The sequence below is a fragment of the Kribbella sp. NPDC026596 genome, assembly GCF_040638415.1.
Taxonomy (GTDB): Bacteria; Actinomycetota; Actinomycetes; order Propionibacteriales; family Kribbellaceae; genus Kribbella.
This window is the reverse complement of sequence record NZ_JBEZYF010000077.1, coordinates 1-14,002: the sequence shown is the minus strand read 5'-3', so window position 1 is coordinate 14,002 and position 14,002 is coordinate 1. Positions and strand designations below refer to the sequence as shown.

Below are 14,002 nucleotides of genomic sequence, written 5' to 3'. Positions count from 1 at the left end.
CTCAGTACGGCTTGACCGCGATCGTGGGTGAGTGCAGGTGGGTCTTCTCCTGGCCGTTGCCGACGTACATGTGCACACCGCACGGCAGGCACGGGTCGAAGCTGCGCACGGCCCGCATGATGTCGATGCCCTTGAACCGGTCCGGCGGGTTCTCCTCGAAGATCGGTGTGTTCTGGACGGCGTCCTCGTACGGGCCAGGGGTTCCGTAGCTGTCCCGGACGCTGCCGTTCCACGGGGTCGGCGGATACGGGTGGTAGTTCGCGATCTTGCCGTCGCGGATCACCATGTGGTGCGAGAGCACGCCGCGGACGGCCTCGGTGAAACCGCACGAGATCGCCTCGTCCGGCACCTTGAACGGCGTCCAGGTCTCGGTGTGCCCGCCGCGGACCTCGTTCATCGCCTTCTCGCAGAAGTGCAAGGCGAGCGCGGCCGCGTAGGCCTGGAAGTAGGTCCGGGCCCGGTTCCGCTCGAGCGCGTTGCTCCAGCGCGGGATCTTCCACTCGTACTCCACGGTCGGCTTCAGCGCGGTCCGGGGCAGCTGGATCTTCACGCTGTTCCCGGTGGCCTGCACGTTCGGCGTGTTCACCAGACCGGACAGCGCGGTCGACCACAGCCGGGCGATCGGGCCGCCGCCGGTGTCGAGGGCCAGGTGGTCCTTACCGTCGAACCAGCGCGGTGACATGGTCCAGCTGTAGGCGTTGGAGAAGTCGCGTTTCTGCGGCTTCGGCAGCGTGTGCTGGTTCCACGGGTGCCGGACGTCGACCGGGTTGCCGAGCGGGTCGATGTCGACGAACTTCTCGTGGCTGCCGTCGGCCCAGTCGTCGTAGTACGAGCTGCCGAGCAGGATGCGCAGGCCGAGGTTGATGTCGACCAGGCTGTTGGTGACCAGTTTGCCGTCGACGATCACCCCGGGCGTGACGAACATCCGGCGGCCCCAGGCCTCCATGTTCTGGTAGGTGAAGTCGCAGATCGCCGGGTCGTTCAGGCTGCCCCAGCAGCCGAGCAGGATGCGCCGCTCGCCGACATGCTCGTAACCGGGCAGCGCCTCGTAGAAGAAGTCGAACAGGTCGTCGTGCAGCGGCACGACCTTCTTCATGAACTCGATGTAGCGCATCAGCCGGGTCAGGTAGTCGGTGAAGAGCTGGATCGTGGCGACCGTGCCGACACCACCGGGGTAGAGCGTCGACGGGTGGACGTGCCGGCCCTCCATCAGGCAGAACATCTCGCGGGTGTAGCGGCTGACGTGCAGCGCCTCCCGGTAGAACTCGCCTTCCAGCGGGTTGAGCGAGCGCATGATGTCGCCGATGGTCCGGTAGCCATGGTCACCGGCGTGCGGTGCCTCGGTCCGGTTCGCCAGCTCCAGCACGCCCGGGTTGGTCTCCTTGACCATCCGCTCGCAGTAGTCCACCCCGACCAGGTTCTCCTGGAAGATGTTGTGGTCGAACATGTACTCCGCGGCTTCGCCGAGGTTGACGATCCACTCCCCGAGGTGTGGCGGCGCGACGCCGTACGCCATGTTCTGCGTGTAGACCGAGCAGGTGGCGTGGTTGTCACCGCAGATGCCGCAGATCCGGCTGGTGATGAAGTGCGCGTCGCGCGGGTCCTTGCCCTTCATGAAGATGCTGTAGCCGCGGAAGATCGACGACGTGCTGTGACACTCCTGGACGGTCTTCTGCTTGAAGTCCACTGATGCGTAGATGCCCAGGCTGCCGACGATCCGGGTGATCGGGTCCCACGCCATCTCGACGACGTCGGAACTCTTCGACTCGCTACTGGCGGGCGTGACTTTGGTTTCGGTGGTGGTCATGGCCCTACCAGACCTTCTCGTAGCCGGTGGCGAGCTCCTCGCCCTTGCGTCGCCACTTGGGTTCCTTGTTGCTGGTGTTCTGGGTGAACTTGCGCAGCCGGCGGATCACCGTGCCGTAGACCATGCTCGCGGCGGTGGACACCTTGCTGCCGGGCGGCTCGTCCATGAACGGCATGAACTTGTCCGGGAAGCCGGGCATCGTGCAGGCGATGCAGATCCCGCCGACGTTCGGGCAGCCGCCGACGCCGTTGATCCAGCCGCGCTTGGGCACGTTGCAGTTGACCACCGGACCCCAGCAGCCCAGCTTCACCAGGCACTTGGGGGAGCCGTACTCCTTGGCGAAGTCGCCCTGCTCGTAGTACCCGGCCCGGTCACAGCCCTCGTGCACGGTCCGGCCGAACAGCCACTGCGGTCGCAGTTCGGCGTCGAGCGGGATCATCGGAGCCTGCCCGGCCACCTGGTACAGCAGGTACACCAGCGTTTCGGACAGGTTGTCGGGGTGGATCGGGCAACCTGGCACGCAGACGATCGGCAGGCCGGCCTTGGACTTCCAGCTCCAGCCGAGGTAGTCGGGCACGCCCATCGCGCCGGTCGGGTTACCGGCCATCGCGTGGATCCCGCCGTACGTCGCGCAGGTGCCGACAGCGACCACCGCGGTGGCCTTCGGGGCCAGCCGGTCCACCCACTCCGACGTCTTCATCGGCTGACCGGTGGCCGGGTTGTTGCCGAAGCCGGCCCAGTAGCCGTCACCGTGGATCGCCTCGTTCGGGATCGACCCCTCGACCACCAGAACGAACGGCTCCAGCTCGCCGCGGTCGGCCTTGTGCCACCACGCGATGAAGTTGTCCGCACCGGTCTCCGGGCCGCACTCGAAGTCGATCAGCGGCCAGTGCACCGCGATCCGGGGCAGCCCGGGCAGGGCACCGAGGACGATCTCCTCGATGCTGGGCTGGGTGGCGGCGGTCAGGGCGACCGAGTCGCCGTCGCAGCTCAGTCCGCCGTTCATCCAGAGGATGTGCACCACGCCCTCGTCGGTCTCCTGCTGCGACTGCTCCGGCTCCAGCGTCGTCGACACGACCCTGCCCTCCCTCTTACCGTTACCGGGATTTGACCCCGATCTTTTGACCGTACGTCGGTCCCGGCTGGTCCGACAGACACTTGTGTCGGCTATTAATGGCGGCGTCGGGAAATCCGGGATTCGGCGATTCCAAGACAATCCAGGACCGCTTTCTCGCAGTGTTGCGCCGGTATTCTTGGCCAATGGACGATCCCGGCCGCGAGGTCTTCGTCTCGCCCGTGGTCGTGGCCTCGCACGCCTTTCCGGCCCGGCCGGGATCGCTGCCGGACGCCGAGCAGTTCGTCCGCGAGGCACTCGAGCCGGTCACCCTCGACACGGAGGAGAGCCAGGCGCTCTACCACGCGATCACCACCGCGCTGCTGGCCGCCGCCGGGCCGCAGGACGGTGTGTTCGACGTGACGGTGCGGATCTTTCCCGACGGTGTGGAGGTCGAGGTCCTGCACGGTGCCGGCGTGCACCGGGTGCAGCCCGCGGCCGAGCCGTTCGCCGACTGGCTGAACGGCGTGCTGCGCGGTCAGGGCCTGTCCCAGCAGGACGCCGCGCAGCGGATCGGTGTGTCGGTGCGGACCATCAGCCGGTGGCTGCGCGGCGACACCGAGCCGCGGATGCGGGACCTGCGCCGGGTGCACGAGATCTTCGGGCCGTGATCTGGCATGGTCCGGGGCCCGGGTTTAGTGTGCGAATTGTCCGCTGATCGCCGAATTCGTCATTTCTTTCGCCCGGCGGGGTGAGCATCACGAACGAACCGGAACGTGTCCGAACCCGGGTCCTGGTGACCGGCGTCGTGCAAGGCGTCGGCTTCCGTCCGTTCGTGTACTCCCTGGCCCGGGAGCTCGGGTTGTCCGGACAGGTCGGTAACACCGCGGCCGGAGTGGTCGCCGAGGTCGAGGGGCCGGCCGCCGCGGTCGCGGCCTTCGGTCGCCGCGTCCGCACCGACGCCCCGCCGCTGGCCGCGGTCTCGACCGTGACCCCGGAGTCGTTGGCGCCGCGCGGCGGGACCGAGTTCGTCATCCTCGACTCGACAACCGGACCGGGCCGGACGCTGGTCTCGCCGGATGTCGCGACGTGTGCGGACTGCCTGGCCGAATTCGCCGATCCTTCCGACCGGCGCTACCGGCATCCGTTCATCAGCTGCACCAACTGCGGGCCGCGGTTCACGATCATCACCGGCCTGCCCTACGACCGGCCCGCCACCACGATGGCGGACTTCCCGCTCTGCCCGGACTGCGCCCGCGAGTACGCCGATCCCGCCGATCGAAGGTTTCACGCCCAGCCGATCGCCTGCCCCGCATGCGGTCCCCGGCTGCAACTGGTCCAGCCTGGCCTCGAAACGGCGTACGACGAGGACGCGCTGGCGATCGCGCACGGACTGCTGGTCGACGGCGCGATCCTCGCGGTGAAAGGACTCGGTGGCTTCCATCTGGTCTGTGATGCCGGCGACCAGGCGGTGGTGACCACGCTGCGCAAGCGCAAGGATCGCGGTGACAAGCCGTTCGCCGTGATGGCCGCCGACCTCGACGCGGCCCGGCGGATCGCCGTGATCGACGCGGAGGACGAAGCACTGCTGACCGGGAGCCGGCACCCGATCGTGCTGCTCCGGCGCCGGCCCGGAGCGGCCGTCGCCGAAGCCGTTGCCCCCGGCAACCCTGACCTCGGTGTGATGCTGCCGTACACGCCCCTGCACCACTTGTTGTTCGACCAGCCTGGTCCGTGTGTGCTGGTGATGACGAGCGGCAACCTGTCCGATGAGCCGATCGTCACGACCGACGACGAGGCCACGACCCGGCTGGCCGGCCTGGCCGACGCGTGGCTCGGGCACGATCGCCCGATCCACGTGCCGTGCGACGACTCCGTCGTACGGATCGTGGACGGGATCGAGCTACCGGTGCGCCGGTCCCGTGGGTACGCGCCGTTCCCGATCGACCTGCCTGTCCCCGTCCGGCCCGCGCTGGCGGTCGGCGGAGATCTGAAGAACACGTTCTGCCTCGGGGACGGGCGCTATGCCTGGCTCTCGGCGCATGTCGGGGACATGGACAACCTCGCGACACTGCGTGCGTTCGAACGGGCCGAGGAGCATCTCGAGCAACTGACCGGGGTCCGGCCTGAGGTGATCGTGACGGACAAGCATCCGTCGTACCGATCCCGGCAGTGGGCTCAGCTGAACGCGGCCGGCCGGCCGGTGGTCGGCGTACAGCATCACCATGCGCACATCGCGTCCGTCCTCGCCGAGCATCGGTACGACGGCGACCCGGTGATCGGGTTCGCCTTCGACGGGACCGGGTACGGCGACGACGGCGCGGCGTGGGGCGGCGAAGTGCTGGTGGCCGACTACGACGGCTTCGTCCGGGAGGCACATCTCAAGTACGTGCCGTTGCCGGGCGGCGACGCGGGAGTTCGCAATCCCTGCCGGATGGCGATGTCGCACCTGCGCGCCGCGGGGTTGCCGTGGCATCCCGCTCTGCCGTCGGTGCGCGCGTGCCGTGGGCCGGAGCTGCAACTACTGCGGGTACAGCTGGACAAGGGCATCGCGTGTGCGCCGACGTCCAGCATGGGAAGGCTGTTCGATGCGGTCTCGTCGCTGGCCGGAGTGTGTCACCGGGCCGGGTACGAGGCGCAGGCCGCGATCGAGCTGGAAGGACTGATCTCGTCCGGTCGCGGGCTCGGTGCTTACGAGTTCGCGGTCACGGGGGACGAGATCGATCCGGCGCCGGTGCTGGCCGGGGTGGTTCGGGATGTGCTGCGCGGGGTCGAGCCGGGGGTGGTGAGCGCGCGCTTCCATCAGGGCCTGGCCGATCTGATGGTGACGCTGGCCGAGCGGGTCGGCGCTGCCCGAGGACTGACCACCGTCGCGCTGTCCGGCGGCGTGTTCGTCAACAGAGTGTTGCTATCGGCAACTACCAGGGCGTTGACCGGGGCCGGGTTCACCGTCCTGCGGCATCGCCGGGTGCCGCCGACCGACGCCGGGCTCGCCCTCGGGCAGCTGGCCGTCGCGGCGCGGGCCTAGGAGGGAGGGATCAGTATGTGTCTTGCGGTACCGGGAAAGGTCGTGGAGATCCGGGAGGAGGACGGCACCCGGATGGGCATGGTGGACTTCGGCGGCGTGCTCAAGGACGTCTGCCTGGAGTACCTGCCGGATCTGCAGGTGGGTGAGTACACCATCGTGCACGTCGGCTTCGCGCTGCAGCGCCTCGACGAGGAGTCCGCGATGCAGTCGCTCGCGCTGTACCGCAAGCTCGGCGCGCTCGAGGAGGAGTTCGGCGACCAGTGGGGCCTGGCCGCACAGCAGGCCGGAGAGCGCCGCCCGCCCGGCACCGAGTGGGAGGCGGCGAGATGAAGTACCTGGCCGAGTTCAGCGATCCGGTCCTGGCCAGGAAGCTGGTCGACGAGATCCACGCCACGGTGACGAAACCGTGGGCGATGATGGAGGTCTGCGGCGGGCAGACGCACACGATCGTCCGGCACGGGATCGACCAGTTGCTGCCGGACGGCGTTGAGATGATCCACGGCCCGGGCTGCCCGGTCTGCGTGACGCCGCTGGAGATCATCGACAAGGCACTCGAGATCGCCGCCCAGCCCGACGTGATCTTCTGCTCGTTCGGCGACATGCTGCGGGTGCCCGGCAGCGGTCGCGACCTGTTCCGGATCAAGAGCGAGGGCGGTGACGTCCGGGTCGTCTACTCGCCGCTGGACGCGCTCCGGCTGGCGAGTGAGAACCCGGACAAGCAGGTCGTGTTCTTCGGTATCGGCTTCGAGACCACCGCGCCGCCGAACGCGATGACCGTCTACCAGGCGAAGAAACTCGGCATCCCGAACTTCAGCCTGCTGGTCTCGCACGTCCGGGTGCCGCCGGCGATCGAGGCGATCATGCAGTCGCCCGTCTGCCGGGTCCAGGGCTTCCTCGCCGCCGGCCACGTCTGCAGCGTGATGGGTACGGCGGAATACCCGGAGCTCGCGGACAAGTACGGCGTACCGATCGTGGTCACCGGGTTCGAGCCGCTGGACATCCTGGCCGGGATCCTGCGCACGGTGAGTCAGCTCGAGAAGGGCGAGCACGTGGTCGAGAACGCCTATCGGCGGGCGGTGCGCGACGAGGGCAACCCGGCGGCGAAGGCGATGCTGGCCGACGTGTTCGAGACCACCGACCGGTCGTGGCGGGGGATCGGGATGATCCCGCAGAGCGGTTGGAAGTTGTCCGAACGGTACCGCGAGTACGACGCCGAGTACCGCTTCCAGGTCCGCGACATCGACACACAGGAGTCGACCGTGTGCCGCAGTGGCGAGGTCCTGCAGGGGCTGATCAAGCCCCACGAGTGTGCCGCGTTCGGGACGTTGTGTACGCCGCGAAACCCGCTCGGCGCGACTATGGTGTCCAGTGAAGGCGCTTGTGCGGCGTACTACCTGTACCGGCGCCTCCAGAGTCCCGCCGAGGTGGTGACCACCGGTGGCTGAGCAGTTGATGGCCCCCAACTTCGACGGGTGGGTCTGTCCGCTGCCGTTGCGCGATCACCCTGCGGTCGTGATGGGCCACGGGGGCGGCGGACAGATGTCGGGCGAGCTGATCGAGCACCTCTTCGTGCCCGCGTTCGCCAATCCGGTGCTCAGCGGACTCACGGACTCGGCGGTGTTCACCCTCGGGGACGCGCGGCTGGCGTTCTCCACCGACTCGTTCGTGGTCCAGCCGTTGTTCTTCCCCGGCGGGAGTATCGGGCACCTGGCCGTCAACGGCACGGTCAACGATCTCGCGATGAGTGGCGCGCAGGCGGCGTACCTGTCCTGCGGGTTCATCCTCGAGGAAGGGATCGAGCTGTCCGTGGTCGGCCGGATCGCGGAGGACCTCGGGGCGGCGGCGCGGCGGGCCGGGGTGACCATCGCGACCGGTGACACCAAGGTCGTGGACGCCGGGCACGGCGATGGCGTGTACATCAACACGGCCGGTGTCGGGCTGGTTCCGGCCGGCGTCGACATCCGTCCGCAGCGGGCGACGCCGGGCGACGTCGTCGTGGTCAGTGGGCAGATCGGCGTACACGGGATCGCGATCATGAGTGTGCGCGAGGGCATCTCGTTCGGCACCGAGGTGGTCAGCGACTGTGCACCGCTGAACGGCCTGGTGGCCGCGATGCTCGAGGTCTGCAAGGACCTGCACGTCCTGCGCGACCCGACCCGGGGTGGCGTGGCGACCTCGCTGAACGAGATCGCCAAGGCGGCCGGCGTCGGCATCGAGCTGACCGAGACCGCGCTGCCGGTGCCGGAGACGGTCGCCAACGCCTGCGCGTTCCTCGGCCTGGATCCGCTGTACGTCGCGAACGAGGGCAAGCTGCTCGCGATCGTGCCGCGGGAGGAGGCGGACGCCGTCCTGACGGCGATGCGGGCGGATCCGCTCGGTGCGGACGCGACGATCATCGGTGAGTGCGTGGAGGCGCATCCGGGGATGGTGGTGACGCGGACGGCGTTCGGGGCCACCCGGGTGGTGGATACGCCGATCGGCGAGCAGTTGCCGAGGATCTGCTAGCGGGCTGCCAGCCAGGTGTGCCAGGCGTCGAGGCCGTCGCCGCGGGTTGCGGAGACGGGCAGTAGTTCGACGTCCGGCTTGACCCGCCGGATCAGGTCGAGACACAGGTCGACGTCGAAGTCGACGTATGGCAGCAGGTCGATCTTGTTCAGCAGGACGAGGTCGGCGGTGCGGAACATGTACGGGTACTTCGCCGGCTTGTCCGCGCCCTCGGTGACCGAGATGATCACCACCCGGGCCGCCTCGCCGAGGTCGAACAGCGCCGGGCAGACCAGGTTGCCGACGTTCTCGACGAAGACCAGCGAACCGTCGGGCGGGGCGAGCTCGGCCAGGCCGCGGTCGAGCATCTCCGCGTCCAGGTGGCAGCCGGCGCCGGTGTTGATCTGCACCACCTTGGTGCCGGTGGACCGGATCCGCTGGGCGTCCAGCCAGGTCTCCTGATCGCCTTCGATCACCAGCGTCTCGCGGCGGCCGGCCAGGTCGCGGACGGTGCGCTCGAGCAGGGTCGTCTTGCCCGAGCCCGGTGAGCTCATCAGGTTGATCGCGGTGACGGCATGCTCGGCCAGCCGGTGCCTGGTGGCGGCCGCGAGTACGTCGTTCTTCGCCAGGATGTCCTGCTCCAGGAGCACTGTCCTGGTCTCGTGCTCGTGGTCATGTGGATGGCCGTGGCCGTGGCCGTGCCCCTCGACGAGCGTGACCCGGGTGGTGGCGTCCTCGCCCGAGCATCCACAGGTACTGCACATGTCAGGGCACCTCCACCGAGACGATCCGCAGTTCGCGGCCGGCCAGGATGTCGAGATCGGCGCTGCCGCAGTCGCACAGCATAATCGGATCGTCGAGGGCGAACTCCCGCCGGCAGTCCCGACAGTACGCCCGGCCCGGCGGCTCGTCGATGTCCAGCCGGGCGCCCTCCAGCCCGGTGCCGCCGGCCACGATCTCGAAGCAGAACCGGATCGAGTCGGTCACCACCCCGGACAGCCGGCCGATCTCCAGCCGGACGGCGGCCACCGGTCCGTCGCCGATCTTCTCGACGATCGCATCGACAATGCTCTCCGTGATGGCGAGCTCGTGCACGCTCCCGACGGTAGGCCGGGCCGTCCGGGCCCAGCAAGGCCGCAAGACACGGGAAAACCTGCGGACCCGCAACGAAGGTTCGAACACCGTGCGTGATCGGCGGGGTTGAGCGTCATTTCGGGAGAAAACGCGACTGTCCACAGGCGATCGATTTACATTGGTGACCAATAGTTACCGTTGCTGGCAGCAACCAAGGAAAACGCCCGGTGAAACCGCTATCGCCGTTCGTCGGCGCGGTCTTACGCTCCGGTTGTTCAGCTTGCGGTCAGGGGGACCGCCCATGTCGGAGGGGAAGTATGAGACGACGCCTGAAGCACACTGCTGCGCTCGTTGCCCTGACCAGCCTGATCCTCGCGTCCTTGTCGGCGCCGGTGCAGGCGGCCGCCCGAAAGGATCCACCGCCGGGCCAAGCGCCGGGCGCGATGCAGGTGAAGACCGCGGCCGACGCCGCGCTGGCGAAGCTCGACCCGAAGCTGGAGGCGAAGGTCAAGAAGGGTGACACCGCTCCGGTGGCGGTGTTCGCAACCGTCCAGGGCGACGCCACCCAGGCCAAGGAGGTGCTCGACAACGCCAAGGTGGCGAAGTCCGGCGACGCCGCGCTGGTGCTGGGATCGATCCCGGTCCAGGCGCTGCCGAAGCTGGCCGCCGTACCAGGGGTCGTCTCGGTCCAGCCGATCGAGATGGCCAAGACAGGGCAGCCGCTGACCGATCCCGACCCCGGGCTGCACAAGGCGCCGACCGCCGCCGAGAAGCACGCCGCGCTCGCGAAGGCCAAGGCCGACGACGTCCCCTACACCGAAGCCCCGCCACTGCGCGGCTCCAACTTCGAGACGCTGCGCAAGCAGAACCTGCTGGACGCCAAGACGCACAACTTCACCGGTGCCTGGAACGCGGGCTTCACCGGTCAGGGCGTGACCGTCGGCGTCCTCGACGGCGGCACTGACTGGGGCCACCCGGACCTGCTGAACACCTGGCAGACCTGGACCGGCCAGATCGGCGCGAAGGCCGGCTGGAACGGCTGGCCGAAGGCGTTCGACCCGTTCGGCACCCTGCAGTGGCTCGCCGACCCGAGCCAGGTCGACCAGGGCCTGTCCTGGTACACCAAGACCACCGCGGCGACCTGCGTGACTTCCGGTGGGACCTGCTCGGTGGACTTCGCCACCAAGACCGGACCGTCGCGCAACTTCAGCCTGCCGGCCGGGACCAAGCAGCACACGTACTCTTTCCCGGCCGGCTGGAGCAAGTCCGGCAAGGTCATGCTCGGCAGCCACCCGGACGACTACCTGCTCGACCTGTACGGCGAGCGCCCGGGCTTCCTGGTCACCGACCCGCACACGGCCGGCGTCTACGACACCGTGTACGTCGACCTGGACGACGACTACTCGTTCGCCGACGAGAAGCCGGTGACCAAGTCGTCGCCCGCGTCGTACCGCGACATGAACGGTGACGGCTACACCGACCTGTCCGGTGGCCTGATGTACTACATCTCCGACGGCAAGACCCCGATCCCCGGTGGTCTGGACGCGTTCGGCGTCGAGGACACGTCGTTCGGCTCCGGCGCGCTGGTCGCGTGGACCGGCGACTTCGACCCCGGAATCGAGGGCCACGGCACGCTGACCGCGTCCAACGTCGTCGGCCAGGCGGTCATCAACGGCAAGGCGCCGACCTTCAAGGACATCCCCGGTGGCAAGTACGCCGGTGCCGTCCTCGGTGGTGCCCCGAAGGCCAAGCTGGCACCGTTCGGCGACATCTACTTCAGCCACGACTTCTCCGACCAGTTCGGCTACTTCCTGTCCACCCGGCAGGGCGTCGACATCACCTCGAACTCGTACGGCGACTCGGCCACCGACAACGACGGCTGGGACGCGGCGAGCCAGGAGGCCGACGTGATCTCCGACGGCTTCAAGACCACGGCGTTGTTCTCCACCGGCAACGGCGCTCCGGGCTTCGGCACGGCGACGGCCGCGGCGCCGTCGACCGCGATCGAGGTCGGCGCGTCCACCCAGTTCGGCGGGACCGGCTGGGACTCGATCGTGCGGACCAGCCAGATCACCGACAACGACGTGATGGTGTGGTCCAACCGCGGCTTCGGTGCGAACGCCACCAACGGCGTCGATGTCGTTGCCGACGGCTCCTATGCACCGGGTGACGCGACGCTGAACACCATCCTCGACGGCCGGAACGCGTGGGTCACCTGGGGTGGCACCAGCCGGTCGACCCCGGTCGCGGCAGGTGCGACGGCCCTGGTCTACCAGGCCTACAAGAAGGCGCACGGCGGCACGGTGCCGGCCGGCTTCTACTCGACCGCCCAGGACATCCTGAAATCCTCCGCGAAGGACCTCGGGTACGACGCCAACGTCCAGGGCTCGGGCTCGATCGACGCCGGCAAGGCAGTGGCGGGTGCCCTCGGCAGCCGCGCGACCGTCTCGCCGACGGAGTGGCGGGTCGGTGACTACCGCGGCACCGAGTACCCGGTGTTCGCGAACATCATCTCGCCCGGTGGCACCGACACCCAGAAGTTCACCCTGAACGGTCCCGGCGCCTGGCAGGTCAGCGACCGGCAACTCGTCCGGACCGACAGCGACACCCTCTCCTTCAGCAGCAAGGATCTGAGCCAGGAGAGTACGTCGAACTTCAACGCACCCGACTATCTGATCGACCTGACCAAACAGGTCAAGCAACACCAAGACGCCGATCTGATGGTGGTCAAACTCGAGTACCCACGGTCGCAGTTCGACGGTGACAACAACCTGACCGAGGACCAGGCCTGGCGGTTGCTCACCTACAACTGGACCGACGTCAACCACGACGGCAAGTTGTGGACCGACAAGAACCACAACGGCGTCGTCAACCACACCGACAAGACGACCAGTTCGAACATCGACGGCTTCCTCGACCTGGACTTCGCCAAGTCGGACATGGAGCAAGGCGAGTACGAGCGGTTCATGTACCACCGGGCCGGCTCGAACGCACTGCAGTCGTACGTCGCCGATCCGGCGAAGCGGATGGCCGACGGCCTGTTCCTCGGCCTGCAGCACTCCACGAAGAACACGTCGATCCCGGTCACCGACTTCAAGGTCTCGATCGACTGGTACAAGAACAGTGACTGGAAGTGGGTCAGCACGCCGAAGACCGCGACGGGCTCGTTCACCGCGTCGATCAAGGTCCCGGGCAACGCGCCGTACGGGATGTACTCCGGTGCCGTCGTGCTGAACCGGGGCTCGGACTCGATGGTGGTGCCGGTGTCCGTGGCGGTCGCGGCGAAGGCGACGCAGGACGCGAGCGGCAAGATCACCGGTGCGATCACGTTCGGCGGTGACGACGTCGCGCAGTCGCAACGCGACCTCACCTACAACAACGGTTCGGTGTTCGGTGCGAACGACTGGACCTGGCGGGCCGAGTCCGGTGACTGGCGGTTCTTCTACCTCGACGTACCGAAGACACCGGCCGAAGGCACCAAGTTCCTGGCCAACACCAGTTGGGAGGATTCCGGTCCGTACACCGACCTGGACACGTTGATCATGGGTCGCTCGGTGAACCACTTCCAGCTCGAGCCGGACTCCGTGTACGGAGCGCCGTACACGATCGACACGGTCGGGAAGAGTCCGAACACCAATGTCCGGACGGGTGCCTGGCGGTTCGACACGGCGACCGGTGGCCCGGCCGACGTGGTGACCGCGCCGGCACAGGAAGGCCTGCAGGCGCTCGCGCTGCACCAGGTCAGTTGGCAGGGTGACAAGTTCAACACCCCGTTCAAGGTGCAGCTGGGCAGTGCGTCGGTGTCGCCGTCGTCGGTCGTCCAGACCGCGACCGGGGACACCGGTGGGTTCGACGTGACGTTCTCGTCGAGTGTGCCGCTGGACGGGCTGAAGGCGTCCGCCTACGGTCTCAGCCAGCCGAGTGTGACGTCCGAGGTCGCCCACCAGGACGACCCGAACGACCCGTCCACGGCGAGCGTGAAGAAGAACCTCACGCTCTCGCACGCGTCCCGGTTGGACGTGAGTACGGCGCTGGCCAACAACGACGTGGACCTTTATGTGCTGCGGGATGCCAACAACGACGGCGTGTTCTCGCCGTCCGAGATCGTCGCGTCGTCCGCCGGTGGTACGGGGGACGAGTCGGTCGACCTGGTCAACCCGCCCGACGGCAACTACCAGATCTGGGTGCACGGCTTCGGGGTCACGGGTACGCCGTCGTTCCCGCTGACCGTCAACGCGATCCAGGGCAGTGACCTGACGGTGAGCGGCCTGCCCACCGGTCCGGTCCCGGCCAACACGACGGTCACGCTGCACGTCGACTACAACAAGGCGATGACACCCGGCCAGAGCTACAACGGCGAGCTCCTGCTCGGCCCGTCCACGGCTCCGACCGCGCTGTCCGTACCGATCAAGATCATCAGGTAACCCGCGCTGCTGACGACAGAGCCCCGGGGGCCGGTGGGGGGGGCGGGGCGGGGGGGTTGGGGGGGGAGAAGTGGGCGCCCCCGCAGTCGCCCGCGCCGAACTCCCACCCGCCCGGGTCGCCGCCGCCGCTG

10 protein-coding genes are annotated in these 14,002 nt (G+C 68.2%); 6 read left to right on the top strand and 4 right to left on the bottom strand.

What is annotated here, in order from left to right; all coding sequences use genetic code 11:
* Position 1: 1 nt before the first annotated feature.
* Both AB0E63_RS39340 and AB0E63_RS39335 read right to left on the bottom strand, forming a co-directional pair.
* Positions 2-1,807 carry a nickel-dependent hydrogenase large subunit gene (locus AB0E63_RS39340; protein ID WP_360377800.1) on the bottom strand — a complete coding sequence of 602 codons (1,806 nt, stop codon included), beginning with the start codon at positions 1,805-1,807 and terminating at the stop codon, positions 2-4.
* 4 nt (positions 1,808-1,811) lie between these two features.
* Complete coding sequence (locus tag AB0E63_RS39335) at positions 1,812-2,882, bottom strand: hypothetical protein (protein ID WP_360377798.1); 1,071 nt, start codon at positions 2,880-2,882, stop codon at positions 1,812-1,814.
* Positions 2,883-3,067: 185 nt separating this feature from the next.
* Between AB0E63_RS39335 and AB0E63_RS39330 the strand changes: the two genes are divergently transcribed.
* From AB0E63_RS39330 to hypE, 5 genes are all read left to right on the top strand, one after another.
* On the top strand, positions 3,068-3,532 hold the full coding sequence (locus AB0E63_RS39330; RefSeq protein WP_360377795.1) for a helix-turn-helix transcriptional regulator: 465 nt from the start codon (positions 3,068-3,070) through the stop codon (positions 3,530-3,532).
* Between the two features lie 80 nt (positions 3,533-3,612).
* The gene (gene hypF / locus AB0E63_RS39325; RefSeq protein ID WP_360377793.1) at positions 3,613-5,889 is read left to right on the top strand and encodes a carbamoyltransferase HypF; all 2,277 of its coding nucleotides are present in this window, start codon (positions 3,613-3,615) and stop codon (positions 5,887-5,889) included.
* A gap of 15 nt (positions 5,890-5,904) precedes the next feature.
* The gene (locus tag AB0E63_RS39320) at positions 5,905-6,219 is read left to right on the top strand and encodes a HypC/HybG/HupF family hydrogenase formation chaperone (RefSeq protein ID WP_360377791.1); all 315 of its coding nucleotides are present in this window, start codon (positions 5,905-5,907) and stop codon (positions 6,217-6,219) included.
* Positions 6,216-7,334: a hydrogenase formation protein HypD gene (gene hypD, locus AB0E63_RS39315; RefSeq protein WP_360377788.1), complete on the top strand. Its 1,119-nt coding sequence runs from the start codon at positions 6,216-6,218 to the stop codon at positions 7,332-7,334. The genes AB0E63_RS39320 and hypD overlap by 4 nt, the downstream gene beginning before the upstream one ends.
* Positions 7,327-8,394 carry a hydrogenase expression/formation protein HypE gene (gene hypE / locus AB0E63_RS39310; protein ID WP_360377785.1) on the top strand — a complete coding sequence of 356 codons (1,068 nt, stop codon included), beginning with the start codon at positions 7,327-7,329 and terminating at the stop codon, positions 8,392-8,394. The genes hypD and hypE overlap by 8 nt, the downstream gene beginning before the upstream one ends.
* Here hypE and hypB read toward each other — a convergent pair.
* Positions 8,391-9,137: a hydrogenase nickel incorporation protein HypB gene (gene hypB / locus AB0E63_RS39305; protein WP_360377782.1), complete on the bottom strand. Its 747-nt coding sequence runs from the start codon at positions 9,135-9,137 to the stop codon at positions 8,391-8,393. The two genes, hypE and hypB, sit on opposite strands and share 4 nt — an antisense overlap.
* A 1-nt stretch (position 9,138) precedes the next feature.
* Complete coding sequence (locus AB0E63_RS39300; RefSeq protein WP_360377779.1) at positions 9,139-9,468, bottom strand: hydrogenase maturation nickel metallochaperone HypA; 330 nt, start codon at positions 9,466-9,468, stop codon at positions 9,139-9,141.
* Between the two features lie 296 nt (positions 9,469-9,764).
* On the opposite strand from AB0E63_RS39300, the gene AB0E63_RS39295 reads away from it, so the two are divergent.
* Entirely contained in the window at positions 9,765-13,871 is a 4,107-nt protein-coding gene (locus AB0E63_RS39295; protein WP_360377777.1) for a S8 family serine peptidase, read from the top strand.
* The last annotated feature ends 131 nt before the right edge of the window (positions 13,872-14,002 follow it).

Bases quoted from the DNA above. Each gene is read 5' to 3' on its own strand.
- AB0E63_RS39320 (WP_360377791.1), top strand. From the start codon at position 5,905: ATGTGTCTTGCGGTACCGGGAAAGGTCGTGGAGATCCGGGAGGAGGAC.
- hypD (WP_360377788.1), top strand. From the start codon at position 6,216: ATGAAGTACCTGGCCGAGTTCAGCGATCCGGTCCTGGCCAGGAAGCTG.
- hypB (WP_360377782.1), bottom strand. From the start codon at position 9,137: ATGTGCAGTACCTGTGGATGCTCGGGCGAGGACGCCACCACCCGGGTC.
- AB0E63_RS39295 (WP_360377777.1), top strand. From the start codon at position 9,765: ATGAGACGACGCCTGAAGCACACTGCTGCGCTCGTTGCCCTGACCAGC.
- AB0E63_RS39340 (WP_360377800.1), bottom strand. From the start codon at position 1,807: ATGACCACCACCGAAACCAAAGTCACGCCCGCCAGTAGCGAGTCGAAG.
- AB0E63_RS39330 (WP_360377795.1), top strand. From the start codon at position 3,068: ATGGACGATCCCGGCCGCGAGGTCTTCGTCTCGCCCGTGGTCGTGGCC.